At 43.4% G+C, this 25,286-nt stretch carries 19 protein-coding genes and 3 pseudogenes; 12 read left to right on the top strand and 10 right to left on the bottom strand.

Going from position 1 to position 25,286, the window contains the following annotated elements; genetic code table 11:
* The first annotated feature begins 116 nt into the window (after positions 1-116).
* The gene (locus tag ACT7WV_RS14380; RefSeq protein WP_445103538.1) at positions 117-2,537 is read left to right on the top strand and encodes a sucrose synthase; all 2,421 of its coding nucleotides are present in this window, start codon (positions 117-119) and stop codon (positions 2,535-2,537) included.
* Between the two features lie 379 nt (positions 2,538-2,916).
* On the opposite strand, the gene ACT7WV_RS14375 is transcribed toward ACT7WV_RS14380, so the two are convergent.
* Entirely contained in the window at positions 2,917-3,168 is a 252-nt protein-coding gene (locus tag ACT7WV_RS14375) for a hypothetical protein (protein WP_445103537.1), read from the bottom strand.
* 100 nt (positions 3,169-3,268) lie between these two features.
* The gene (locus ACT7WV_RS14370; RefSeq protein WP_445103536.1) at positions 3,269-4,648 is read right to left on the bottom strand and encodes a cytochrome P450; all 1,380 of its coding nucleotides are present in this window, start codon (positions 4,646-4,648) and stop codon (positions 3,269-3,271) included.
* Between the two features lie 160 nt (positions 4,649-4,808).
* Between ACT7WV_RS14370 and ACT7WV_RS14365 the strand changes: the two are divergent.
* From ACT7WV_RS14365 to ACT7WV_RS14350, 4 genes and pseudogenes are all read left to right on the top strand, one after another.
* Positions 4,809-4,991, top strand: a pseudogene (locus tag ACT7WV_RS14365) (FAD-dependent monooxygenase); the annotation flags it as partial.
* An 80-nt stretch (positions 4,992-5,071) separates the two neighbouring features.
* Positions 5,072-6,283 (top strand): RNA-guided endonuclease InsQ/TnpB family protein, encoded by a 1,212-nt coding sequence (locus ACT7WV_RS14360; protein WP_445101400.1) that lies wholly within the window; start codon positions 5,072-5,074, stop codon positions 6,281-6,283.
* A 15-nt stretch (positions 6,284-6,298) separates the two neighbouring features.
* Positions 6,299-7,390: pseudogene (locus ACT7WV_RS14355) on the top strand (FAD-dependent oxidoreductase); the annotation flags it as partial.
* A gap of 198 nt (positions 7,391-7,588) precedes the next feature.
* On the top strand, positions 7,589-8,038 hold the full coding sequence (locus ACT7WV_RS14350; protein WP_445103534.1) for an SH3 domain-containing protein: 450 nt from the start codon (positions 7,589-7,591) through the stop codon (positions 8,036-8,038).
* Between the two features lie 37 nt (positions 8,039-8,075).
* Here the strand turns inward: ACT7WV_RS14350 and ACT7WV_RS14345 are convergent, their stop codons facing one another.
* The 4 genes from ACT7WV_RS14345 to ACT7WV_RS14330 form a co-directional block, all read right to left on the bottom strand.
* Positions 8,076-9,155 (bottom strand): ABC transporter ATP-binding protein, encoded by a 1,080-nt coding sequence (locus ACT7WV_RS14345; protein WP_445103533.1) that lies wholly within the window; start codon positions 9,153-9,155, stop codon positions 8,076-8,078.
* A 51-nt stretch (positions 9,156-9,206) separates the two neighbouring features.
* The gene (locus ACT7WV_RS14340; RefSeq protein ID WP_445103532.1) at positions 9,207-10,085 is read right to left on the bottom strand and encodes a carbohydrate ABC transporter permease; all 879 of its coding nucleotides are present in this window, start codon (positions 10,083-10,085) and stop codon (positions 9,207-9,209) included.
* 175 nt (positions 10,086-10,260) lie between these two features.
* Positions 10,261-11,175 (bottom strand): carbohydrate ABC transporter permease, encoded by a 915-nt coding sequence (locus ACT7WV_RS14335; protein ID WP_445103531.1) that lies wholly within the window; start codon positions 11,173-11,175, stop codon positions 10,261-10,263.
* 94 nt (positions 11,176-11,269) lie between these two features.
* Positions 11,270-12,592, bottom strand: a complete 1,323-nt coding sequence (locus ACT7WV_RS14330; RefSeq protein ID WP_445103530.1) for an ABC transporter substrate-binding protein — start codon at positions 12,590-12,592, stop codon at positions 11,270-11,272.
* A gap of 239 nt (positions 12,593-12,831) precedes the next feature.
* On the opposite strand from ACT7WV_RS14330, the gene ACT7WV_RS14325 reads away from it, so the two are divergent.
* The 4 genes and pseudogenes from ACT7WV_RS14325 to ACT7WV_RS14310 all read left to right on the top strand — a co-directional run bounded on the left by ACT7WV_RS14325 (position 12,832) and on the right by ACT7WV_RS14310 (position 16,027).
* Entirely contained in the window at positions 12,832-13,494 is a 663-nt protein-coding gene (locus ACT7WV_RS14325) for a TIGR00266 family protein (RefSeq protein ID WP_463424258.1), read from the top strand.
* A gap of 158 nt (positions 13,495-13,652) precedes the next feature.
* Positions 13,653-14,330 (top strand): annotated as a pseudogene (locus ACT7WV_RS14320) (TIGR00266 family protein).
* Positions 14,331-14,387: 57 nt separating this feature from the next.
* Positions 14,388-15,083 (top strand): TIGR00266 family protein, encoded by a 696-nt coding sequence (locus ACT7WV_RS14315; RefSeq protein ID WP_445103528.1) that lies wholly within the window; start codon positions 14,388-14,390, stop codon positions 15,081-15,083.
* Positions 15,084-15,139: 56 nt separating this feature from the next.
* Entirely contained in the window at positions 15,140-16,027 is an 888-nt protein-coding gene (locus ACT7WV_RS14310; RefSeq protein WP_445103527.1) for a M48 family metallopeptidase, read from the top strand.
* Here the strand turns inward: ACT7WV_RS14310 and ACT7WV_RS14305 are convergent.
* The 4 genes from ACT7WV_RS14305 to ACT7WV_RS14290 all read right to left on the bottom strand — a co-directional run bounded on the left by ACT7WV_RS14305 (position 15,995) and on the right by ACT7WV_RS14290 (position 19,308).
* Entirely contained in the window at positions 15,995-16,624 is a 630-nt protein-coding gene (locus ACT7WV_RS14305) for a ribonuclease H-like domain-containing protein (protein WP_463424170.1), read from the bottom strand. The genes ACT7WV_RS14310 and ACT7WV_RS14305 overlap by 33 nt on opposite strands.
* 97 nt (positions 16,625-16,721) lie before the next feature.
* Positions 16,722-17,261 carry a CAP domain-containing protein gene (locus ACT7WV_RS14300; RefSeq protein ID WP_445103526.1) on the bottom strand — a complete coding sequence of 180 codons (540 nt, stop codon included), beginning with the start codon at positions 17,259-17,261 and terminating at the stop codon, positions 16,722-16,724.
* 138 nt (positions 17,262-17,399) lie between these two features.
* On the bottom strand, positions 17,400-18,662 hold the full coding sequence (trpB, locus tag ACT7WV_RS14295) for a tryptophan synthase subunit beta (protein WP_445105655.1): 1,263 nt from the start codon (positions 18,660-18,662) through the stop codon (positions 17,400-17,402).
* Positions 18,663-18,744: 82 nt separating this feature from the next.
* The gene (locus tag ACT7WV_RS14290) at positions 18,745-19,308 is read right to left on the bottom strand and encodes a hypothetical protein (RefSeq protein ID WP_445103525.1); all 564 of its coding nucleotides are present in this window, start codon (positions 19,306-19,308) and stop codon (positions 18,745-18,747) included.
* An 806-nt stretch (positions 19,309-20,114) separates the two neighbouring features.
* On the opposite strand from ACT7WV_RS14290, the gene ACT7WV_RS14285 reads away from it, so the two are divergent.
* The 3 genes from ACT7WV_RS14285 (at position 20,115) to ACT7WV_RS14275 (ending at position 25,221) form a co-directional block, all read left to right on the top strand.
* Positions 20,115-23,378, top strand: coding sequence for a patatin-like protein (locus ACT7WV_RS14285; protein WP_445103524.1), 3,264 nt, complete (start codon positions 20,115-20,117; stop codon positions 23,376-23,378).
* Positions 23,379-23,531: 153 nt separating this feature from the next.
* Entirely contained in the window at positions 23,532-23,903 is a 372-nt protein-coding gene (locus tag ACT7WV_RS14280; RefSeq protein ID WP_445103523.1) for a translation initiation factor, read from the top strand.
* 241 nt (positions 23,904-24,144) lie between these two features.
* Positions 24,145-25,221 carry an AI-2E family transporter gene (locus ACT7WV_RS14275; protein WP_445103522.1) on the top strand — a complete coding sequence of 359 codons (1,077 nt, stop codon included), beginning with the start codon at positions 24,145-24,147 and terminating at the stop codon, positions 25,219-25,221.
* Positions 25,222-25,286 lie beyond the last annotated feature (65 nt).

The raw sequence follows: 25,286 nt of genomic DNA, 5'->3' as shown, positions 1-25,286 counted from the left end.
AAATGTTTGTAGTCTACGTTAAGAAATAAGTATTCCTTCTTAAGGAATACTTTTTCCTGAGTACCAATGTGTAACCTTGTTGTTGGTATCTTGTATTTTCTTTTTCGGGAGTTGCAATGATCGATTTAATAAGGAACGTTCTTGATAGTGATGAGAAAAGCGAGTTACGTCAGTTTTTCAGTCAGTTGCGCACTTCAGAACGTAAGTATCTACTGCGAAATGATATAGTTTCTGCCTTTTCTGAATACTGCACTACACACAAAAAACCGGACTATTTTTCCGAATCGTCCCAGCTAGGTAAACTAGTCTATTACACTCAGGAAATTATTCTGGAGAATGAAGATCTCTACCTAGTCATCAGACCAAAAATTACGGCTCAAGAAGTCTTTAGAGTTCTAGAAGACTTGACAGTTGAGGAAGTAGCAATACAAGAGCTTTTGGATCTACGCGATCGCATCGTTAATCGCTACCATCCAGCAGAAGGGGATGTCCTAGAACTTGATTTTGGTCCTTTCTACGATTATTCCCCCAGAATTCGCGACTCCAAAAATATTGGAAGAGGTGTCAACTACCTCAACCGCTTTCTTTCTAGTAAGCTTTTTCAAGACCCCCGACAGTGGCAGGACTCTTTATTTAATTTCCTAAGCATCCATCAGTTTCAGGGAACTAAGCTCCTGATCAATGAACGCATTAAAAGCCAACGACGTCTTTCAGATCAGATAAAGCGGGCTTTAGATTTTGTCAGCGAGCGTCCCACCCAGGAACCTTACAAAGAATTTCGTTTCAAGCTGCAAGAGATGGGCTTTGAAGCCGGTTGGGGAAATACCGCCAGTCGGGTGCGGGAAACTCTGGAGATGCTAGACGAACTGATTGACTCTCCTGATGACGAGGTGCTCGAAAAATTCCTCTCCCGTATTCCGATGATCTTTCGGATTGCTTTAGTCTCGATTCATGGCTGGTTTGGGCAAGAAGGAGTTTTAGGACGTCCTGATACTGGCGGTCAAGTAGTCTATGTCCTCGACCAAGCACGCAGTCTAGATAAGCAATTACAAGAAGATATCCGGCTGGCAGGATTGGAAGGGCCAGAATTTAAGCCCAAAGTCATCATCCTCAGCCGCTTAATTCCCAATAGCGATGGCACCCGTTGTAACGAGCGCTTAGAAAAAGTCCACGGCACCGATAATGCCTGGATTTTGCGGGTGCCCTTCCGGGAGTTTAATCCTAAGCTAACTGACAACTGGATTTCTCGATTTGAGATTTGGCCTTATCTAGAAACTTATGCCATCGACGCAGAAAAAGAACTGCGAGCAGAATTCCAAGGTGTTCCAGACTTCATTGTTGGTAACTATTCTGATGGCAATTTAGTTGCATTCTTACTAGCACGACGCCTAGGTGTAACTCAAGCTATTGTTGCCCATGCCCTAGAAAAATCCAAATACCTATTTAGTAACCTTTACTGGCAAGACTTAGAGAACCAATACCACTTCTCATTGCAATTTACCGCTGACTTAATCGCCATGAATGCGGCGAACTTAGTCATCAGCAGTACCTATCAAGAAATTGTCGGGAAGCCGGATAGTGTGGGACAGTACGAGTCTTACCAAAACTTCACGATGCCAGATTTATATCACGTTGTTAACGGGATTGAGCTATTTTCTCCTAAGTTCAACGTGGTGCCACCTGGGGTAAATGAGAGCGTCTACTTCCCCTACAACCGCACACAAGACCGTGTTCCCGCCGATGCTGAACGGCTAGAAGAACTGCTGTTTACCTTAGAAGACTCCTCTCAGGTGTATGGCACCCTTGAGGATCCCAGAAAGCGCCCTCTATTTTCTATGGCGCGTCTCGACAGGATTAAGAACTTGACGGGTTTAGCAGAATGCTTTGGTAAAAGCAAGGAATTGCAGGAGCGTTGTAACCTGATTTTAGTTGCCGGTAAATTACGCGTTGAGGAATCAAACGACAACGAAGAAAAGGAAGAAATAATCAAGCTTTATCGAATCATCGATGAGTATAACCTACACGGTAAATTCCGTTGGCTGGGTGTTCGTTTAGCTAAAGGTGATTCGGGTGAAATCTATCGCGTAATTGCCGATAACCAGGGTATCTTTGTCCAGCCAGCACTATTTGAAGCCTTTGGTCTTACCATCTTAGAAGCAATGATTTCTGGTTTACCAACCTTTGGCACTAAGTTCGGTGGACCTTTAGAAATTATTCAGGACAAAGTGAATGGTTTTCTAATTAACCCCACCAACCATCAAGAGATGGCTCAAAAGATCTTGGATTTTGTGTCTAGATGTGATCAAAATTACCATGCTTGGGAAGAAATTGCCAATCGCGGTATGGACAGAGTTTACACTACGTACACCTGGAAAATCCATACAACGCGGCTACTATCTTTAGGTCGGATTTACGGCTTCTGGAACTACACTTCCAAAGAAAACCGGGAGGACATGATGCGCTACATTGAGGCGCTGTTCTATCTGATCTACAAGCCACGTGCTCAGCAGCTATTAGAGGAACATATGCATCGTTAAGCTGCTTTCTTCAGGAAGCAAGACTAGCTCAAAAGCCACGTCTACAATAGACGTGGTTTACTATTATTGGCAGGAAAAAATAGGGGAGCTGAATTTTTTCTTTAGTAAGACAGGCGTGAAGTAACAATCAACCCCTTAAACACAAAAAAATGGTCTTTCTTAAGAACTCACTATTTTCTTTTGGCAACAAACCTCTATTACCTCAACCGATAGATTAGAGAGCTTGATCTACAAGAGGTCACACCAAGCGTCTCACTAAATAATTGAGTACAACACCACCGATACTGATGTTGATTGAAAGTATATCTGCATTAGTCATCATCACAATTTTGCTGCTAGTAGAGATAATCCAAAATCCAAAATTGAGTTACTCAACTGGCTACAGTGTTAAGAGAAAAGCAATTAGTACGAAACTGAGAGTCAAGGCAAAAATGAGAGCATATTCGAGCCGATTACTCAGAAATCCGATCAGGGTGACGACGCCGATAATTAGCAAAAAAGCGCCAACATAGATCAAGTTTTCTAAACCCCCGGCGATCAAGGGGTCTTTTTGAGGTGCGTCAACCGAGGGATTGGCTGGAATGGTCTCGTCTGTTGGTACTTGTGATATCTGGTATATTCGAGTGTTCATTGCTAGAAAAGCAGGAAGTTTGCGGTAAATGCGATTATTGTAATTTCTTAGGTCGCTCCAAATTCTTGAACACAAGAAACAGCCGCATTGCACTAAATTTTTAATTGTGATTGATTTGTTCAAAACGAACACGCAGACCGTCTTTAGGTCGCCGCGTAGGAATTGTTACTGGTTCAAGGCTTTGTTGTGGTAGCAGTTTCCATTGGTAACTCCGCAATAGCTTAGCAGCAATAATCTTCATTTCTAGCTTGGCAAAGGCAATTCCTAGACAGATACGCGGTCCACCACCAAAACCGATGAGGCTGAAAGGCTTTTGTTTATGTTCCTGACGCTCTGGGCTGAATCTATCTGGGTCAAATCGCTGGGGTTCTGGATAAATTGAGACCAGTTGGTGTGTCCCTAGGATGGAATACACCAACTGCCAGCCCTCTGGCACATGGAAGCCATTAAACTCAAAGGGTTTGATGACGCCCCGGAATCCACCCCCAACTGGTTGATGGAGTCGTTCTATCTCGCAGAAAATTTGGTCTAAATAGGACATTTTGCCTAATAGCTCTAGGCTGATTTCCCCTTGTTCAGCAAGAGCTAATTGTTCCTCTCTGGCTCTTTGCAATACCTCTGGGTGACGCCCTAACTCTAGGCAAAACCAGGTCAGCATTGAGGTGGTGGTTTCGTGACCAGCAAACAGCAAGAGCATCGCTTGAGCAGTTAGTTCTTTTAAGCTCATACCGTTGCCTTCTTCATCTTTTGCTTGCACTAAGAGGCTAAGAGCATCATTGGTGGGCTGTTGCTGGCGTTGGCGCACTACTGTAGTAATGTACTGCAATAGCTGGTCACGAGCTGCCAAAGCACGTCCATATTTAGTTATCGGCAAAGGTAAGGGGTTGATCGCAAATAGACCGTTAGTCAGCGTTGTGAATAGTTCGCTCAGTGTCGGGGAGGTTTTAGTCGGCAAACCCCAAGCAGTTTTTCCTGCTTGAAGGTTTAAATCCCTCCCCTCTGAATCGGGTTTAGCACCTACCAATAGCTGGCTAGCAATCTCAAAAGTTAGCTGTTTGAACTCCTCAAACCATCTAAATTCCCGTTTCTCTTGCCATTTCTGCAGATACTCTTGGGTAATCGACTCCATTGTGGTGAGGTAGCGGGCTAAGGCTTGTCCATGAAACGCGGGCATCATTAGGCGTCGGTTCCGTAGATGTTCCTCTCCGTCTTGAACAAATAGAGATTCCCCTAGCAACTGCTTAAAATTGTCCGGCCAGCCTTCCCGCCAAGAAAAATGATCCATATGGGTAGAGAGGACAAATTCCACTGGCTCTGGACCAACCATAAATACAGTTGGTTTGCCCAGAATGTGGGTTTTAAAGATAGCGCCATACTTTCTATAGTGCTTCTCGATAAACTGACGGTCGAAGATAAATGATAGTGTTTCCCCAAGCAAGGGCAGACCGTAGTGACCTGGTGGAAGTTGGCTACTGTGCATAATAATCAGTTGTCTCGACTAAATTAGATTCAGATATAGATTAAGTTACTTTTTCTAGAAACCGCTTTCCTAAAAGTTAGCGAAAATAGTGAGGGGCAATTGCCGATAATAGTCCAGTTGCTCTTTGGAAAAACCATCCATTTAAAGGTAGGTGTTCTCGATGAACACAATTCCCACTTCCCTACAAGCTGAGACAGCGGCGACAACTCATGAAATTCAGAGTGTGCAGCAAACAACCTGTTGTATTGTCGGCAGCGGGCCGGCTGGAGCTGTCTTAGCACTACTTTTAGTGCAACAAGGTATTACCGTAACCTTGCTGGAAGCACACAAGGATTTTGACCGAAAATAATGGGATTCAAGCCTCCCCCCTTCCAGGGGGACTTTGTTTATGATATGTTTTTGATGTAGGTTTTTCCACGTCAAATGATTGTCTTAGAGTTCAAGGCTAAGGGAAAAACAACTCAATACGCTGCTATAGATGAGGCGATTAGAACCGCTCAATTCGTCCGCAACAAAGTTATCCGTCACTGGATGGATAATCGAGGTGTAGGACAAAAAGAGCTGTATCGCTACAACACTAAGCTCAGAGCTGAGTTTCAATTCGTGAAAGCCTTGAACTCTCATGCTTGTCAGGTTGCAGTTGAAAGAGCCTATAGCGCTATTGCTCGGTTCTACAGCAATTGTAAGAAGGCTATTCCAGGGAAGAAAGGCTATCCAACGTTTAAGAAAAATTGTCGATCACTCGAGTACAAAACTTCAGGATGGTCGCTTTCTGCCACCCGAAAACAAATCACTTTCACGGATAAGAAAGGGATTGGCAAGCTTAAACTCAAAGGGACGTGGGATTTAAACTACTACCAGTTAGAACAGATAAAACGAGTTAGGTTAGTGCGTCGTGCCGATGGGTACTATGTTCAGTTCTTGGTAAGTGCCGAGAACAAAGTAGACATTAACCCAACAGGTAAAACTATTGGATTAGATGTTGGACTCAAAGAGTTCTACACCGATAGCAATGGACACACTGAAGCTAATCCTAGGTTTTATCGAACAGGCGAGAAGCGGCTGAGGTTTAGACAACGCCGTGTTTCTCGCAAGAAAAAAGGCTCAGCCAACCGTAAAAAAGCCATTAATCGACTAGGACGAGTACACCTCAGAATAAGTAGGCAACGTGAAGAACACGCCAAAAGACTGGCGCGTTGCGTAATCCAATCTAACGATTTGGTAGCCTATGAAGATTTGAGGATTAGAAACTTAGTTAAAAATCATTGTCTTGCCAAATCTATTAATGATGCAGGTTGGTATCAATTCAGGAAGTGGCTAGAGTATTTCGGGGTTAAGTTTGGCAAGATAACTATTGCGGTTAATCCTTCCTACACTTCGCAAAAATGCTCTAGTTGTGGCACTCTTGTCAAAAAGTCCCTATCGATGAGAACCCATATTTGTCAGTGTGGGTTCGTGTTAGATAGAGACTGGAACGCCGCTATCAACATCCTGAAATCAGCCTTGAGTACCACAGGGCATGTGGGAACTTGGGTCATCAACCCGAACGCTTTGGGAGATTCGACCTCTACTTTGATTGGAGAAATCCTGTTAAAGCAAGTTGGGTCTATGAACAAAGAATCTCCGCACTTATAGGACGGAGAGTGTCAACGTGATTTTCGAGGTGACACAATTCACCCCTCAGTTATGGAAATTATGGAGGAAATCGGTCTAGCTGAGCGCCTGCTGCAACTGCCTCATGCCAAGATGCGTAATCTTACCCTGAAGACCCCTAGTGGTTCTTTCACACCTGCTGATTTCAGTCGTCTGAAAACGCAGTATCCCTATATTACGATGATGCCTCAGGTGCAATTTCTGGAGTTTATCATCGAGGAAGCGAAACTTTATCCCAACTTTCAGCTGTTGCTGGGGGCGAACGCCCAGGAGTTAATTGAGGAGAATGGTGTGATCAGGGGTGTCCGCTATCGGGGACACGGTGGCTGGCAGGAAGTACGCAGTCAGCTCACAATTGGCGCAGATGGTCGTCACTCGCGCCTACGTCAACTGGCTGGATTTGAGTCAATCGTTACCTCGCCGCCGATGGATGTTCTCTGGTTCCGTTTGCCACGCCGACCAGAAGAACCAGAAGGCGGTATGGGTCGTATTACTCAAGGGAAAATGGTGGCTATGCTCAACCGCTCCGAATCCTGGCAGATTGCCTATGTTTTTCCCAAGGGCGGCTATCAGCAGATTCGTGCTGCTGGCTTGAAAGCGCTGCGAGAGTCACTGGTTAAAGTGGTGCCGGAATTAAGCGATCGCGTGCAGCTTCTTCAGGATTGGTCAGAAGTTGCCTTTCTCTCAGTTGAGTCCAGCCGCCTGAAACGTTGGTATCGGCCTGGACTACTACTAATTGGCGACGCTGCCCATGTGATGTCACCAGTCGGCGGAGTTGGCATTAATTATGCAATTCAAGATGCAGTTGTGGCAGCTAATGTCCTAGGGGAGCCACTGAGGGCTGGTCACCTACATCTGTGGGATTTGGCAGAGGTACAACGCCAACGGGAGTGTTCTACACGCATTATCCAGAAGTTGCAGGCTTTAGTTCAGCAGCAGATAGTTGCTCGTGCCCTCAACTCAAGTCAACCATTCCGATTGCCTGGCTTTCTCCGTGTGCCTCTCTTGCGTGATCTACCTGGGCGCTTAATTGGTTTAGGTCTGTGGCGGGTTCACGTTCAGAAGTCTGTGGGGGCCAAACTATCGTAACTTGTTCACGGTGTGACTCTTAATATTTTCTTAGATTAGGGCTTGATAGCTGCTATCAAGTCCAGGGAGATTTCTTTGGTAATTTTATCTATATTAAAAGCTCGAATACTCTTGCTAAGCTTACTTTACTTGCCTTTTTCTCATCACTTGCATCAATTATGAGTGGTAAACTTGTGGTGTTGAGGTAACAGGTGCTATATGCCACAAACTATATACGTAACTCAGCAAACGACCTTTAAGCAGAGTACTGGTGACTCATCCCAACTACCACCCAGCCAAAGACTGGCAGTACCTAGGGGTGCTAGCTTTGAGGTTACAAGCTATCGGCTGGAATTTGATCACTACCGAATCGAGTTACCCGGAAGTCTCGGAGGGTTTCAGTCGTGGTTTGTTTTCAATGGTCATTCCCGGATAGGAGGCGATGTCCCAGTCACAAAACAACGAGCAACAGTAGTCACTCAAGGTTTACCCCTGAATGTGCGCTCCAGTCCAGTTATTGATGGCAATGTTATCGATAGTCTGCCCAATGGCACCCTGGTTGAGGTTTGGGATTTCCAACATAACCAAGACGGAGATTGGCGTTATGGTGGCAGACCAGGAACCACTAACCCTGGCTGGATGGCTGCTCAATTTCTGAAACTCCTGTAATTGTCCAAAAAAGACCCCTAATTTATCAGAGGGAGTGTCAATCGGGGCGATTGGCGATTCGATCGCCTGTTTTAACATCAAACCAGTGAATCGACTGCGGTGGTATCGCCAGAGTCACTTCCTCTTCTGACCAGGTTAGATTAAGGGGCAAAAGAGCACGAATCGTTATCGAGTCTGAACCTTTAACCCGCACACTAATGAGATTCTGCATACCCAGGTTTTCCACCAAGAAAATCCGGCCTTGAATTGTCTGCTGGTCTTCCGGCTTGGCAAAGGAAACATCTTCTGGTCGGATACCCAGCACAATCTGCGGCGGTACTTGAGCAAGATTAGGCAAGGAAATTTTAAATTCACCCAACAGCGCATGGTTACCCTGACAACTCAGCGTTAGTAAGTTCATCTGAGGAGAACCGACAAAACCGGCCACAAACTGATTAGCTGGCTGAGTATAAATACGCTGCGGTTCATCTAGCTGCTGCACGTCACCTTCAAAAAGTACTGCCACTTTCGTCGAAAGGGTCATAGCTTCTGTCTGGTCGTGAGTTACGTAGACCACAGGTGCTTTTTGTGTGGCAAATAGTTGTTTCAAATCTGCCCGCACTTGCTCTCGTAATAAGGCGTCAAGGTTACTTAAAGGTTCATCCAGTAAAAAGACGTCCGGTTTACGCACCAATGCCCGTCCCAGAGCAACTCTTTGCCGTTGACCACCAGACATTTGACCAGGTTTGCGATCCATTAAGTGTTCTAGTCCTAGTTTGCCCACAACTTCTTGGACACGCTGGCGAATTTCTTCAGTCGAAATTTTGCGTAACTTGAGACCAGCAGCGATGTTTTCATAGACCGTCATGTGGGGGTAGAGAGCATAGCTTTGGAATACCATAGCAATATTGCGATCGCCTGGTCTCACTTTGGTAACATCGCGTCCGCTAAGTACCACCTTGCCACGGGTAGGTTGCTCTAGCCCAGCAATCAGCCGCAACAGTGTTGATTTACCACATCCGGAAGGCCCGAGTAAAGTGAGAAACTCTCCTTCATCAACACCAACACTGACGTCTTTAACCGGAATAACTTGAGGATTGTAGGTCTTGTTGAGATTATGTAATTCGAGTTTAGGCATATTTATTATTAGTAGGTTAAACTTGCTTGGAAAATTTAAGGCAGTTAATCTTCAACCCTTAACAGCACCAGCAGTTAGACCCTGAACAATCTTGCGTTGGAAGAACATTACCAGTAACACCAAGGGTAAGGTTCCCAAAACTGTAGCAGCAGCAATGGAACCGTAAGGAATTTCTAATGCTGAAACACCACTTAATTGAGCAGCAGCTACGGGAATTGTTTTCATCTGTTCACGGGTAATGAACGTCAAGGCGAAGATAAACTCATTCCAGGCAAAGATAAAGGTGAGAATGCCTGTGGTAACTAAGGCAGGAAGCGTCATCGGCAGCACGATTTGGGTCAGCATTTGCACAGTATTATAGCCGTCAATCTTGGCTGCGTCTTCTAGGTCTTTGGGCAACTGTTGGAAAAAACTCCGCATTACCAAAATTGTCAGAGGTAAATTAATACCAATGTAGGGAATAATCAAGGCTAAATAATTGTTACCTAATCTCAGAGTTTGAATGATTTCTAATAATCCCAAGAATAAGAGAATAAAAGGAAATAAAGTAATAATCAGAACGCCAGCTAGGATAAATTGTTCGCCCTGAAGACGCAGCCGTGCCAAAGCGTAAGCTGCTGGTGCGCCAATTACCAAGCACATTAATGTGGAAGTAATGGAAACAAAGGCACTGTTGAAGATATAAAGAGCAAAGGGGCGACGGGTAAATAAATCTACGTAGTGTTGCAGTGTGTACCGACCGGGAAAATAGACGTTGGGAACGGCGGTTATATCCTCGTTAACTTTAACTGAAGTGAGCAATTGCCAGAGAACTGGCGCTAGACAAAAAACGACGAGCAAGAAGATTCCTATGGGGAGGATGACTTGCTTAAGTATATTGATGCCGCTGCCTTTGCTCGGGGTGCTTGAAGAATCTTGAATTGTCGTCATGATTTATCGTGGTTTGCAATTGGATATAATGAAAGTTGAGGTAGGGAGGAGGGGATAAAGGGGACAATAGTGAGGTGTTTGTCTCTCATTTATCATTGCTATATTTGCCTCTATAGCTACAAGAAAATTTAGCAGTTATGGATGCTTTTACTCACAAAAAGAACAGGACAAATAATTAAATTCCAGGGACATTAGTACGGGATTTACTCAGCAAAAAGCTGGCAATTGCTACAGCAGTAACCAGCAACAGAAAGGTCACCACCACTAACGCCGCTCCGTACCCAAAATCTAGATAACGCATGACAGTAGAATAGATGTAGAGTGAGACTACCTCGGTGGCACCACCAGGGCCGCCTCCTGTCATCACCTGGATCAGGTCGAAAATACCAAAAGCTTGAGCAAAACGGAATAGCAGGGCAATTAAGATTTGCGGCATTAGTAGTGGCAAAGTGATTTTGGTAAAACTCTGCCAAGGCGTTGCTCCGTCAATAGCGTAGGCTTCGTATAAGTCTTGGGAAATTGATTGCAAGCCTGCGAGGAGTAAGATACTGATAAAAGGAGTAGTTTTCCAAACATCAGCCGCGATGACCGTCATCATGGCAGTAGTTGGCATGCCCAGCCAATTGATTCCTTGCTCAATGATGCCCAAACGCATTAAGATATCGTTCCAAACGCCGAATTGGTCGTTAAAAATCCAAGCCCACGCTAGACCAATCAGGGCAGTTGGCAGTGCCCAAGGAAGAATAGCAATAGTTCGCACAATGCTACGACCTCTAAAGGCTTGATTGAGAATTAAAGCAATTGCCATTCCCAGTACTAGCTCAATAATGACTGAGGCTGAGGTAAAAACTGTCGTATTCCAGAGAGTTTGCCAGAAACGACTATCCCCTGCCATACGGGCGTAGTTATCTAAACCAGTGAAGACTGGTTCTAGCTTTGTCCCCAAGTTTCTGGTGAACAAACTCAACCAAAACGAGCGCAAAATGGGATAACCATAAACCAGCAATAGAACCAAGATAGCAGGTGTGATCAAGAGCCAGCCTGTCCTGCGTTCCCTTGCTTGTATTGGGTCAGATTTCGTTGATTGCATGTTTAATAATTGGTGATCACTCTAGGATATGAAGGTTGGTTTGCTGAAAACTAAATGTTCTGCCGACAATTCAGACAAGGCAACCTTCCCACTTCTATCTCTTTAGTAAGCGCCGTGTTTCATTAGCAGCAGACTGCATGGCTTTTTCAGGAGTGGTAATTTCTGTTAGTGCGGCGCTGAGGTAGCGCTGCAAAATATCGGATGCTTGGACATATTGCGCGATTGGGGGTCGTAAAACGGCACTCTCGACGACATCGAGCAAATCTGGGTAGTAATTATACTTAGCAACGATTTGCGGGTCTGTGAATAATTTTCTCCGGCTGGGTACATAGCCTGTCTCTAGGACAACTCGGCGCTGTGCTTCCTCTCTGGTGAAGTATTCAATCGCTTTCCACGCTTCTTCAGGGTGTGCCGTAGTTTGGGAAATTCCGATGCCCCAACCACCTAAACAAGCACCACTGCTCTGACCGGGAGCATGTACCATGGGTTTAATTTCAATTTTGCCTGCCACTGCTGAATCGTCCGCATTGGCTAAGGGCCAGACATAGGGCCAGTTGCGTAGAAATACCGCTGCGCCACTTTGGAACAAACGTCGGGTTTCTTCTTCTTGGTAAGTGGTGACTCCGGAGGGAGAGATTCCTTTCTCGATGGTGCTGCGCAGAAAATCTATCGCCTCAATTGCTTCCGGTTGATCTAGTCCCACTTCTAGGGTTTCTGGGTTAACCCAGAAACCGCCAAAGCCTTCCAGAATCTCGACAAACATTGCTGCTAAGCCTTCATATTGTCTGCCTTGCCAGATATAGCCCCAGGTAGCAGCGCCTTTTTGTTGTAAGTCTTGCGAAATTTGCACCAACTCCTGGAAGGTTTCCGGTGGTTGGTAGCCCGCTTCTGCCAATAAATCTTTACGGTAGTAAAGCATCCCGGCATCAGAACGGAAGGGCATACGATACAGTCCGCCTTCGTAGCGTCCGCCTTCTACATCCTTATCTAGAAATGGTTGTAACTCTTGGTCGGTGACTTTGTCAGAGAGGTCTAGCAACCAACCTGCTGCCGCAAATTTAGGGGCCCAGATGACATCCATGTAGATTAGGTCATAAGGAGAATCACCCAGAATAAATGCAGAGGTGTATAGGTTCTCCACTAAATCTGCGGCATTAGGACCCTCAAGGATGTTAATCCGAATGCCTGGGTTTTCTTCTTCAAATGGCTTGACTAGCAGCTCATTCCAATATTCAACTTCAGGAGCATTCATCAACATCGTCAGCACTACTGGTTGCTGGGTTAGTGCTGGCAGTACTAAAAACTGGAATACCAGAAGTAGGGCAATGCAGATTGCCACAATTTGAGGGATTCCTAATCTTCTAATCAATAGTTTTAGGCGTCTTTGCAGTCCGCCCAATTGCTTAATATTTTCCATTTTCAATAGGCAAAATCTGGAAATTAATTATGAGAGCAAATAGCTCGGATGCACTGTCCAATAATTATAGACCTTATTGTACTGATGTCCCTATTTAAGGTTCTATTACCTGCTCAGATCAATTAATGTGAAAAAATGTAAATAAGCGCTTTACTTAACTTTCTTGAAGAAAGCTGCACATCAGCGCAATTACTGCCAAACTGTTAATGTTCTATCACTCAGCCGTGGGAATTTTGGCAGTGAAATACGAAATTCGCTACAAGCCGGCCTTTGCGGCAATTTTTATTAACCTTGAGCCTGGTGAGACGATTACCGCTGAAGCGGGTGCAATGACCAGTATGGATACTCAAATCACCATGGAAACTGATTTTTCTGGTGGCTTCTTCGGGGCTTTGCTCAAAAAATTCTTTGGTCAAGAATCATTATTTGTTAATACTTTTAGTAATCAAACCCAGCAACCATTAAACCTGGTACTTACCCAGTCTACCATTGGCGATATTGCTTGTGTTGAATTAAGGGGAAACGAACTCTGTTTTCAACCTGGTGCCTATATTGGTCATACTCCTGGGACGAAATTAGGCATTCGTTGGGCAGGTTTTAAGAGTTGGTTCTCAGGCGAAGGACTTTTCAAAATCAAAGTTAGTGGTAACGGTAAGGTTTTTTTTGGTGCCTATGGCGGCCTCACCAGTAAACAGATTGATGGCGAATTTATTGTCGATACTGGTCACTTAGTAGCTTATGAACCAGGAATTCGTATGCAGATTGGACTAGCTGGTGGCTGGTTAGGCTCTATTACTTCGGGGGAAGGATTTATTAGTAGACTGACTGGTCAAGGTGAGATTTATTTACAGTCTCGTAGTATTGACGGATTAGTAAAGTATTTACGTCCTAAACTCCGTTAATTAATATCAGTATAGGAGAGGAAAAGAAATAGGTAACAGTATTAAAAATCTCTTGCTGTTTGAGTCTTATTGGGAATTTATAGCCTAACCTGACTGCAACTGGCATATCTAAACATTTCAATAACGAATAAACTGACCATTTAACTTAGGAAAACTAGATGGATATAGAACTTTTGCACCAACCCGACAGTGCAATTGCTCGTGTCGTCCTAGATGCTAATGAAGAATTAGTTGCAGAAGCAGGCTGCATGATAGCTATGAATGGCTCAATTAATGCCAGCACCACTTTGCGACAAGGCAAAGGAGGTGGCATTATGGGTGGACTAAAACGTATAGCCAGCGGTGAATCACTATTTTTGAGTGTTTTTCGCTCTCCTGTTGCAGGAGGAGAAATCTTTCTGGCACCCAAGTTAATGGGTGATATCTTACTTTATTAAATGAATGGTCAAGAGTTAGTTGTACAGGCGACTTCTTATCTGGCTAGTGCTTCGGGTGTCGATATTGATTTAGGATTCCAGGGTTTCAAGTCCCTATTTTCTGGGGAATCAATTTTTTGGTTGGTTATTAGTGGTTATGGTTCTCTATTACTGAACTCATTTGGTGCAGTTTATCAAGTGCCAGTGGATGGGGAATATATTGTTGATACTGGTCACATTGTTGCCTTTGAAAAAAGCCTAACTTTTGAGATTACTAAAGCTGGTTCTAGCTGGATTGGTGCTTTTCTGGGAGGAGAAGGACTGGTTTGCCGCTTTAAAGGACAGGGCAAAATTTATTGCCAAACTCACAACTCTAGTGCTTTCGCTCGGCAAGTAGGTTCTCAACTGCCACCGCGCTAGTGATGGTTTAAGGAAATTTATCAATAATCACTAATAAATAGCCGTTACTAAATAACAATGATTGATGAAATTGCCTATAAAATTGAACATGCTCCAGCCTATGCTTCATTGATTCTGAACTTACGAACAGAGCAAACTGTGTTAGTCGAATCAGGAGCAATGGCGGCAATGGACTCTTGCATCAAGATGAATTCTAGAGTGCGAGGCAGCTTGATGAAAGGCTTGGGGCGGATGGTGAGTGGTGAGTCTTTATTTATCAGTGAATTTACCGCTCAAGGACAACCAGGGAAAATTTATGTCTCACCTGGAGTGCCTGGAGATATTCAGCATTACTATTTGCACAGCAATGCTTTACTGGTGCAATCTTCGGGGTTTGTTGCCTGTAGTAAAGGAGTGGAAATTGATACGCAGTTTCAAGGTTTTAAAGGCTTCTTTAGTGGCGAGTCTTTGTTCCTAATTCGAGCTACGGGTCAAGGGGATTTTTGGTTTAGTTCCTATGGGGCAATTATTGAAATTCCTGTGGCAGGTGATTATGTAGTAGACACAGGCTATATTGTCGCTTTTGAAGATACTTTAAATTACCAGGTCGAGATGCTAGGTGGCTTATCATTTAGAGGTCTAAAAACTGGTATTTTAGGAGGAGAAGGATTAGTATGCCGTTTTAGTGGTCAAGGACGCTTATGGGTTCAATCTCGTAAGCTTTATGGTCTGATTAATTTCTTAAATCCCTTCCGTCCAACTAAGAGTAGTTAACAGCTTATCACCTAAATTTGGGCGCTGAAACGAGAATTAGAGCGATTTTCTTGCCCGTGGAAGACAAAAATCAACCGAACACACTACACAATCGTAATCCCCCCCCAAGTAACCGCCAATTGCTTATTTTATTGGGGCTATTTGTCACCTTTATTGTTGGCATTATTGGGCTGTTGAATTTGCTAATTAACGGTCTAATTGGGCTAATTCCTCTCAGTGTGGAGCAAAGCTTAGGAGCTGTGATCATTCCGGTTTACGAGCAGCAAGCTCAACCCTCACCAGCTCAAGATACTCTTAATCAACTGCTAGCGCAATTGGAAAAACAACTGCCAGCAGAGCAACGTCAACAGCGAAATTATCGGGTACTCTATTTACCAGACTCCACTGTGAACGCCTTGGCGCTACCTGGAGATCTGATTGTGATTTATGCTGGTTTAGTGAAACAGGCAGAGTCAGAAAATGAACTGATGATGGTCTTGGGGCATGAGTTGGGTCATTTTGCCCATCGCGATCAGCTACGGAATTTAGGAAGAGCAATACTGGTACAGGCAGCCGTCGCTTATTTTATCGGTGATGCAGGAGCTATACAATCTCTGACGGCTTCCGGAGTTAGGGCAATAAGTCGGTCACAATTTTCCCAGTCTCAGGAGCGTCAGGCAGATGAGTTTGGCTTGAGTTTATTGCAACAGACTTACGGTCATGTTGCCGGAGCAACGGATTTTTTTGCCAGGATGAGTCGGCAAAAGGAATCATCTTTAGCGTTTTTATCAACTCATCCGGCTCCAGGTAAGCGGGTTGTCGAGTTACAACGTTTGATCAAGAAGCGGCATTATCCACTCAAAGAGCGATCGCCTCTGCCGCCAACTCTCACCGATTTGAAATTACGGGAAACAAAAGCAGCAAAAGCCGTCTCAATGCTCGAAGATATCTCTGTAATGCACTAAATCTAGATCCACAATTACTGGTAAAGCTTCAAAGCATCTTTGAGCTAATTCCCAACGCTCTTCTCGTTGGAGCATTTTGATTAATTTCTGCCGCAAACTTAATAAATAGTTGACATCATTAGCGGCATATTGTAGCTGCTTATCTGAGAGATTGGAGGCATTACCCCAGTCGGAACTCTGAGCAGTCTTATCCAGTTCTATCTGTTCTAACTCTAGGACTAACTCCTTAAGACCATGTCGGTTAGTATAGGTGCGAGCCAACTTACTAGCAATTTTTGTGCAAAATATGGGTCTAACCTGAATATCAAGATTCTGCTGTAGCATGGCTAGATCAAAACGAGCAAAGTGAAACACCTTAACCACATCAGGTGCCTCAAATAAGCGTTTTAAGTTAGGAGCCTCTGTTTGTCCTTTGGCAATGCGAACAACGCTTACATGACCTTGGGGATCGCACAACTGCACCAAACAGAGGCGATCACGCTGATAGATTAATCCCATGGTTTCCGTGTCTACCGCAATCGCTTCTGCTTTAAGGTACTCCAGAGACAGAGATTCCGGAAGGTCGCGATCGCAAACTTGAAAATCTTTCAATTCCATACTCATCTTGGGTTAGCAGGTTGGCAGCCTGAAGGTTTTTTGCTACTTTTTTAGCTTGTAACTTTTAACCTTCAAAATGATGATAATTAGTAACTATTTAGCGGCGTTTGATGAAAATTTGCGTGAAGTAATATTCATCCTGGGAATTTTTGGCAATGCCAATGCCAGTGAGGTCAAAATCTCCTTCAATATTCTTGAGGTGACCGGGACTTTCTAGCCAACCCTGAAATGCTTGCTCACCTGGGTCAGAGTAACCTTGGTTGTAGGCTACATTTTCCGCAGCGCCGCGATAGGGAAGGGACTGGCTAATCTCTTTGACCCGCTGGTCAAATCCCTGGTGACTAACAGGAACTTTACCACTTGCCATCGCCTGACTGTGAACTCTTGAGACTTGAGTAATCTTAGCGTCCCAAGTGAGAGACGGTAGGTTGCGGGATTGGCGATATTGATTAATCTTTTGGTGAACGGATTCTTCCAAAGTTTTAATTTCACTAGAATCTAACTCACCAGAGACGATTGGAGATGGCTCCCCCTGAGAAGGAATCGATCTAGAGAAGCTCCCAGAGGATTGACAGCTACTCAGGACACCACCAAGAAAAAGCAATCCCCAGCTAATCTGGCTTAAAGGTTTTGGCATTATTTCAGGAATGGGGGTTGAAAGTTAAAGGTTAAAGCTATGGCAGAGTAAATGCTCTACCTTCGGTAAACCTAAGACGCAAAAGTTGGTCGAATATTTCCCGCCTTTGTACTTTCTTAATACCTCAGTCCGTAGTCTCTAGTTTCCCGATTCCAAGTTAATATACTTGGCTACCGTCTGGACATCCTTATCACCGCGACCAGAGCAGTTAATGACAATGCGAGGGTTACCACTAAGTTGAGGACAAAGAGTTTCCAGATAAGCGATCGCATGAGCTGTTTCCAAGGCTGGGATAATTCCCTCTAGCTCAGACAAGCGACGAAAAGCGTCAATGGCTTCTTGGTCGGTGACGCTGTAATATTCCGCTCTTTGGCTATCTTTCAAATAGCTATGTTCTGGGCCAACACCTGGATAGTCCAAGCCGGCGCTAATCGAATGGGCCTCTATCACCTGACCATCACTATCTTGGAGTAAGTAACTCATGGCACCGTGTAACACTCCTGGACGGCCCATGGTTAAGGTAGCGGCGTGTTTCTCTGAGTCCACACCCTCCCCTGCTGCTTCTACCCCAATCAGCCGCACGCTGGACTCCCGGACAAACTCGTGAAATAGTCCCATGGCGTTGGAACCACCGCCGACACAGGCCAACAAAATGTCTGGTAAACCATCCCACTTTTCTGTACACTGAGCGCGAGTTTCCTTGCCAATCACCGCGTGAAAATCGCGTACCATCATCGGGTAAGGATGAGGCCCGGCAACTGAACCCAGGATGTAGTGGGTGGTTTCTACATTGGTCACCCAGTCCCGAATTGCTTCTGATGTGGCGTCTTTGAGGGTGCCAGTACCTGCTGATACTGGTTGCACCTTTGCTCCCATCAGCCGCATCCGAAACACATTAAGAGCTTGTCGCTCCATGTCATGGACACCCATGTAAACCAGACACTCTAAACCAAATCGTGCACATACTGTTGCTGTGGCAACACCGTGCTGACCTGCACCTGTCTCAGCGATGATCCGTTGCTTACCCATCCGTTTGGCTAACAACACCTGAGCCAGTGCATTGTTGATTTTGTGAGCTCCTGTGTGATTCAGGTCTTCTCTTTTGAGATAAATCTGTGGTCCGCTACCGTCAGCTTTGGCGTAGTGCGTACTCAGGCGCTCGGCAAAGTACAAAGGACTAGGACGTCCCACATAGTCTCGCAGCAGTTGTTGCAGTTCCTCTTGGAAATCTGGATGATTACGGTATTGCTCGAAGGAGAGTTCTAACTCCCTCAGAGCAGGCATTAGCGTTTCAGGCACATACTTGCCGCCAAACTTCCCAAAGCGTCCCAAGGCATCAGGTTGCTGAGCCTGTGAGTCTGCATCGAATTCGGAGCCACGGGGTAGGGGAGTGGTAGTCACAATGAGTGAAGTGAGAGTAGACGACACAACCTATTATAGTTCCGTCAAGCCTCCAGCCCAAAAGCATGCTGGTTCTACTCTTTTAGTAACTTTGTGCTGTATCTACTGGGTTAATTTCCTGTAATGCTGTTGATGTATCTGCGTGAGTTTTCTGCCAAACCGCTTGCAATACTGCTTTTTCATCTAGTCCTTCGCTAATAAAAGATAGATTTTCGTCGGCAACGATTTCTAGAGCTTGTGCTTTGATATCGGGATATTTGACAAAAATTTCTTGAAGTACTTTATCTCTGCATTGGTAAGTCGCTTCGTAGCCAGTAACTTGATCACATTGCCAAAACTGTAGAGCTAATTTATGTCCTTGGGCAGATGATTTTACTGCTTCTAAAGCTTTTGGATTGCCATAAGCACTATCAACAATTAATAAGGTATCAGCTAGGTCTTCAGAATATTCCTTTCGGTTGATGCCATCTTCACTTTCAATCTTTATTTTAAAGACTCGCAATTCTTCGATAGCGGCTTCGAGAGGAGTATTAATTTCTCGTTGATCAGGTTTATTTTTTTTTGTTTTGAGCTGAGCCGTTGTTGATTGTGAAGTATGAGAAATTGGTGATTGTGAGGTATAGGCAATTAACAGAGAGGATATCAAGATAATAAACTCTAGTTTGAATAATTGCCTGAGGATTTTGATCACAATAGATATTTAATCATCACATTTTTTTAGTATGGCTACTGGGTGTTTAATTTCCTCTATATCTTAATAAGGATTTGATAAAGATAGAGTTAAGTTTAAATAAAGTTAATTTTAATTAACTAGAAAATAATGATTTAAGTAATCAATAAGAACACAGGAACAAGAGGCTTGAAGATAATTACTCTTCTGAGTCTCTTGTTATTACTATTCTCAATTTTTATAACTTAATGAGGATTGCTGTTACTTAGGTACTGTGATAATTAACATCCCCTGAGTTGGCTTTTGATTTGAGTAATAGCAACTTGTTAATCTACAAAGCTATTGTGGTATGAATAACTCAAGTTTACAGCACACATTTTCTCCTAGGCTAGAGTACCATACTCTACTAGTACAAATGACACTTAGATAATTAAAATTTATACAAAAAAGCACCCTGAAAAATTGCAGCAGGGGCAAACTCAGTGGTTTAGTAACACTTAAGTCAGAAAAAAATCTTCACAATCAGCAGAGAGCCTCTGACCCCGTCAGTGGGATAAAGTAGTTTCAACTAACAGATAGAGTGAGAAGCTATCGGTGACCTTAGTGCCAATTTTCATTACCAATTTTCATTAACCGATGTAGAAGTATCGCTCTTTTGAGGAGTGAGGATACACGGGTACAGCTGTAGGTTAGTGTGGATTATAGCAAAATACCCAATCCCAGCCAGGTAATCTCAAGCTCAATGATCAACAGGATCTTCAATTCTATTTAAGGAATATTCAATGTCTAGCCAGAACCTTAAAATACCAGAATTCCATCGAGAGCACCGCTTAGGTTTAGTTGTTTACGGTGGAGTGTCTCTAGCAATTTATATGAACGGCATCTGTCGCGAATTTTATAATGCTGTACGTGGTAGAGGTATCTATAAACTAATCAAGGCTCTTACTGATTCCGATATCATTGTCGATATCGTGTCAGGAACTTCCGCTGGTGGGATTAATGGCGTTCTTTTGAGTTATGCACTGGCTAATAGCACCGAAGATAAAGTTGTTGATTTTGAAGAATTTGCCCCTATTTGGCGGGACGATGCCAATATTCGTAGCCTCATGTACGACCCCTCACCCTGGGAATCCAAAATCGAATCTGTGCTAGATGGTTCAGGATATTATCAGACTAAATTAGCAGACACTTTTAAGGCAGCTACTAACAATAAAGACCAAGCGCCAGAGGGAGAGTGGCTATCACAATTTAATGAATTAGATTTATTTGTGACTGGCACAGATCTGTTAGGGCGAGTTTATCAAGTTTTTGATGATACAGGTGCTGTAATCGAGGTTAAAGACCACCGTACTCTGTTTCATCTTAAGCACCGTCAAGGTCGCAAAGAACCATTTAATCCTAATACAGAAGAACAAAAAATTGACCCTGCTGACCCCACTCGCACTTCAGAAGTAACCTACCAATCTCTTGGTAAATTATGCCGTATTACCTCTTGTTTTCCTGTAGCATTTCCTGTTGTCGAAGTCGGGATAAAAGAGGATGCTAACCTGATTGATCAACAACTCGTAAAATGGGGAATATTATCTAATCGTACTTTACCAGAGCAACAGCCTGAAGGTGGTTATAAGGTGTATTTTGTAGATGGTGGTGTGTTAGACAATAAGCCCTTCACCTACACCCTTAAAGCCATCTATTACCGCACGGCAAACCGTCCCGTTGAACGTAAGTTATTTTACATTGATGCCAGTCCTGAGAACTTTTCTGGCGGCTCCAAATTTAATCAGATGTCTAAACCTAATGTCTTGTCAGTTGTACAGGAGTCTTTAGTTGGTTTACCGAGCTATGAAAGTATTACTAATGATCTACAATTACTCAAAGAACACAACGAAAAAGTACGTCGCTATAAATCATTAGTTAAAGATGCAGAAATTCCCGGTCCTTTAACTAGGGCAATGTCAGAGATTTCCGAAAAATTAAATATTAACGAAGAAATTTATCTGCGGAGTCGCCTAATTAGCCTGCGAGACCACGTCCTACCTCTAGTTTTGAGGATGGATCAAATCGGCACTGCCTATTCTGATAAAAATAAACAAGAAATTTTAGAGAAGACTGGCAAATTACTGACTGAGGCGATTACCGATAATACTGATACTCAAAAACAAGGAGAAATTTTATACGAAACCTCTCAACAAATTCGCAACTTAGATGTAGATTATGCTTTAAGAAAACACTTTTACATTACTCAAAAGCTCGGACAAATTATCGGTAAACGCCTCGATGCTTTAGAAAATCAAGAAAACAAAAAAGGGCAAATACTCCTAGGCAGAATAAATCGTCAAATTAAGCTCCTAGAAGTCATTAAATCTGCTGTAGATGAGCTACTGAGTGAGCCGAAAGTTAGTGAAGACTTCTATAAATTACTAGAGGATAGCTCCACAGATCAAGCTCCTGATTCACTGGAAAGTTACAGTTTACGGAATCAAGTTTATGACCACTTGCTGAGGCTACATCGCTTTTTACTAGATACCGATAGTTTAGAAGATTTTTCTCCTCAAGAGGTTCAAAAACCTAATTTAGAGCCAGTAGCAGCTAACTTTTTGAAAAATTTGCCCTTAGAAGTAGAGAAATTGGGCTTAAGCTCTGATGCTCTAGATAATTCTGAAGAAATTGACTGGCTACCCCAGAAGCTAATTTCTAGTATCTTAGAGCAGTTAAGACAAAAAATTCGCAAAATAGACAATAATCCATCTCGGCTTACGGAAATTTGGAGTGACAACAGATTCCAGAACAACGAATATCAAAATGATGGCGACAGTTTTTCTACAGTTTTGCGTCAAGTAGAGTTAGCCACAGAAAATTTAATTGAGGCTAGTGGACTAGCTAAAACTGAGGAAATCCTGTTTCGTTTTCGCAGCTTCCGCCAATTAGATCGAGTACTTTATCCGTTTGAATATCTCACAGATATCAAGGAAAAAGACTTAGTGAAAATAATTCGTTTTAGTCCAGAAGATGCTCAATTGGGATTTGGCAAAGGCAAAAGTATAGGAGATAAATTAGGGGGAGACAACTTACGAGCCTTTGGAGGATTTTTTAAGAAGTCTTGGCGCTCTAATGATTTATTATGGGGTCGATTGGACGGACTCAATCGGATTGTAGAAGCCTTGGTAACTCCTGAATCTCTGAAGCATTTTTCGGGATTTCTGGAGCGAGAATCAGCCAGGAATGGTTGTACTCAAGAGGAATATTTAGATTTTCTGGTTGAACAATCTTTTCCTCATGCACAGCAAACAAGACCGAAAGACCTTGATAAAATTAAAAATCATCTCCGCCTCTTGGCTGATCCCGATTTGCAGCTTTCTAAATCACGGTTTAAATCCATTTTGGATGATTTCGTTCTAGAAGGTCATCGAGAGATTGTCAATAAAGATCTCAAGAATGTCATTGAAGATGAAGTAGCCGAACAACTAGAGTGGAATCAGCAGCGAGTTAAGGTAAATTCGTCTTCCAAACTGAGCAGTAATGAAGCTATAAAATATGAGCCAGTTCCCGGCTACTTTGAGCGCACTGTTAGTACCTTAGCCGCAGGAGAAATAGCCAAGCAATCAGTTGAGTCTTTATCATCCCAACAGAAAGAAAGTTTATTTCGCAAGCAATACAGCGTAGGTAAAGAGACAGTCTTAAAAGATATTCCTATTCTGGTGCTAACAAATTTGGTCACTCGTTTCACCTTGGTATTGCGAGATATTACCCTCACTTCTTTGGGAGATAGACGCGCTTCACAACTACGTAGACGCTTAACCTACCAGTTTTTTAATAAGTCCTTGCAACTATTTTATTGGTGGCTACAATTTACAGCACCCTTAGCAATGGGGAGTAACAATTTCCGAGGTAAACAACCACTGATTTTAGTAGCTCAAGTTGTCTTGTCTCTCATTGCTGTTGTTGCCGTGGCAGTTACAGTCTTGAACTCACCTGAATTGATAGCAGTTGCTTTTGGCGCTGCGGTGCTGTGTTGGTTGCTAGAATATTCCAGGAAGAAAGCCTAGCGTTATGAGTACATTTTTGATGACTTACCTCTTAGCAAAATTGTATTTCCCTATATCCGAAAGCTGGACAATAGGATGAGATAAATTGTATAAAAACAATCTGGGATTGTCTGCAATTGACCCCAAAAAACCGCTCTTAGACAAATAATTGGCATGGCTTCTTCAAAATCAAAACGTAACTCTTCCGAATCCAATAACTCCGGAAATCGCTTTGTTTACCAGGAATTTGGTGGAAATACTAACTCAGCCGCCTTCAAAAAAGCTGTTCAAGAACTTCCTCCCAATCAGCAAAATTTGCGAGTGCAGGCTTCACGTAAAGGACGTAAAGGAAAAACCGTCACGATAATCAGTGGTTTTCAAACCAAACCAGAAACCTTAACTGAATTACTCAAGCAACTTAAATCTCAATGCGGTAGTGGTGGCACTGTTAAGGAAGATACACTGGAAATTCAAGGTGATCATGGTCAAAAACTAGTCCAAGTTTTGACTCAAATGGGTTACAAAGCAAAAATCAGTGGTGGCTAAAAAAGGGGTATTAGATATCCCCCAAACCCTCTTTATAGGATAAACTTTCACGAGATTCCTCTATTGAAAATCACTCTTCTCTGGTTAGGCATCCATCCATATATAGATTTGCTCAATGATTTCCCCTTAAATACAGTAATTTGTCTGGCAAAAAGCTTTCTTGAGGCAGAAGACACAGGATAGAGGAAAATCGTAAAGTCAGCACAATTGCTTGAAATTCCCAGAAATTGGAGACAGCACTGTGCCTCTAGGGTCGTTAGTCGGATTCCTTGTCCTTGTCATCTCTCTTTATATTTTGTGGCGCATCCAGCAAGTCATTTTGTTGGCTTTTGCTGCTGTAGTTTTTGCCACAACTACTAACAGATTGGTGCGGTTCTTACAGCGATCGCACATCAAGCGAGGTATTGCCGTTGCCCTATCCGTTAGTCTCATTTTGGCTCTGTTAGTGGGCTTTTTCGCTTTGGTTGTGCCGCCCTTTATTGAACAGGTACAGCAACTGGTTGAACTGGTGCCTCAAGGATTAGATCGGCTACGCAGTTGGACAACATGGTTGCGAAATCTGCTGCCAGATCAACTACTAGATGAGCTGCGTGATTTAGGCTCTTTCACAGAAAATCTGCAATCTTGGTCAACTAGGTTATTCGGCAACTTTTTTAACTTATTTTATAGTTCACTGGGTGTGGTTTTAAATACTTTGCTAGTCATAGTTGTAACTATCATGCTGTTAGCTAATCCCTCACCCTATAGAGAAGCTTTTATCTTGCTATTTCCCGCTTTTTACCGACAAAGAGTAGATGAGATTTTGCACCAATGTGAAGATACTTTGGGCGGCTGGGCAATAGGTATTCTTTTTAATATGACTGTGATCACTATTTTGAGTGGGCTTGGCTTATGGATTTTGGGAGTACAACTACCCCTTGCCAATGCTCTTTTAGCAGGTTTCCTAACCTTCATTCCTAATGTTGGGCCGACTTTAAGTGTCATACCACCAACGGCGCTGGCTTTACTGGATGCACCGTGGAAAGCTCTGGCTGTAATTGGTTTGTATGTCCTGATTCAACAAACCGAAAGCAATATCTTAACGCCCCTGGTTATGAAGAAACAGGTTTCTTTGTTGCCCGCAATTACTTTATTATCGCAGGTGGCTTTTGCCGTTTTTTTTGGAATTTTAGGGCTTTTATTAGCGCTGCCTATCGTCGTCGTGGTTCAGGTGTGGTTAAAGGAAGTGTTAGTTAAGGATGTACTCAACAATTGGCAAAGTCCTAGCAAAGACCATCAAAGGCAAGATTCTCCTGCTACAGAAAGTGGTCAGGCATAGTTTTTTCTTGTTCTACTAAGCTTTACAGTTGTTGAGCAACAGTTGAAAATAGGAGGGTTCTGCGA

The sequence above is a fragment of the Symploca atlantica LB2515 genome (genome assembly GCF_052546295.1).
The sequence above is the reverse complement of the archived record's forward strand: the minus strand, read 5'-3'. Positions and strand labels throughout refer to the sequence as shown.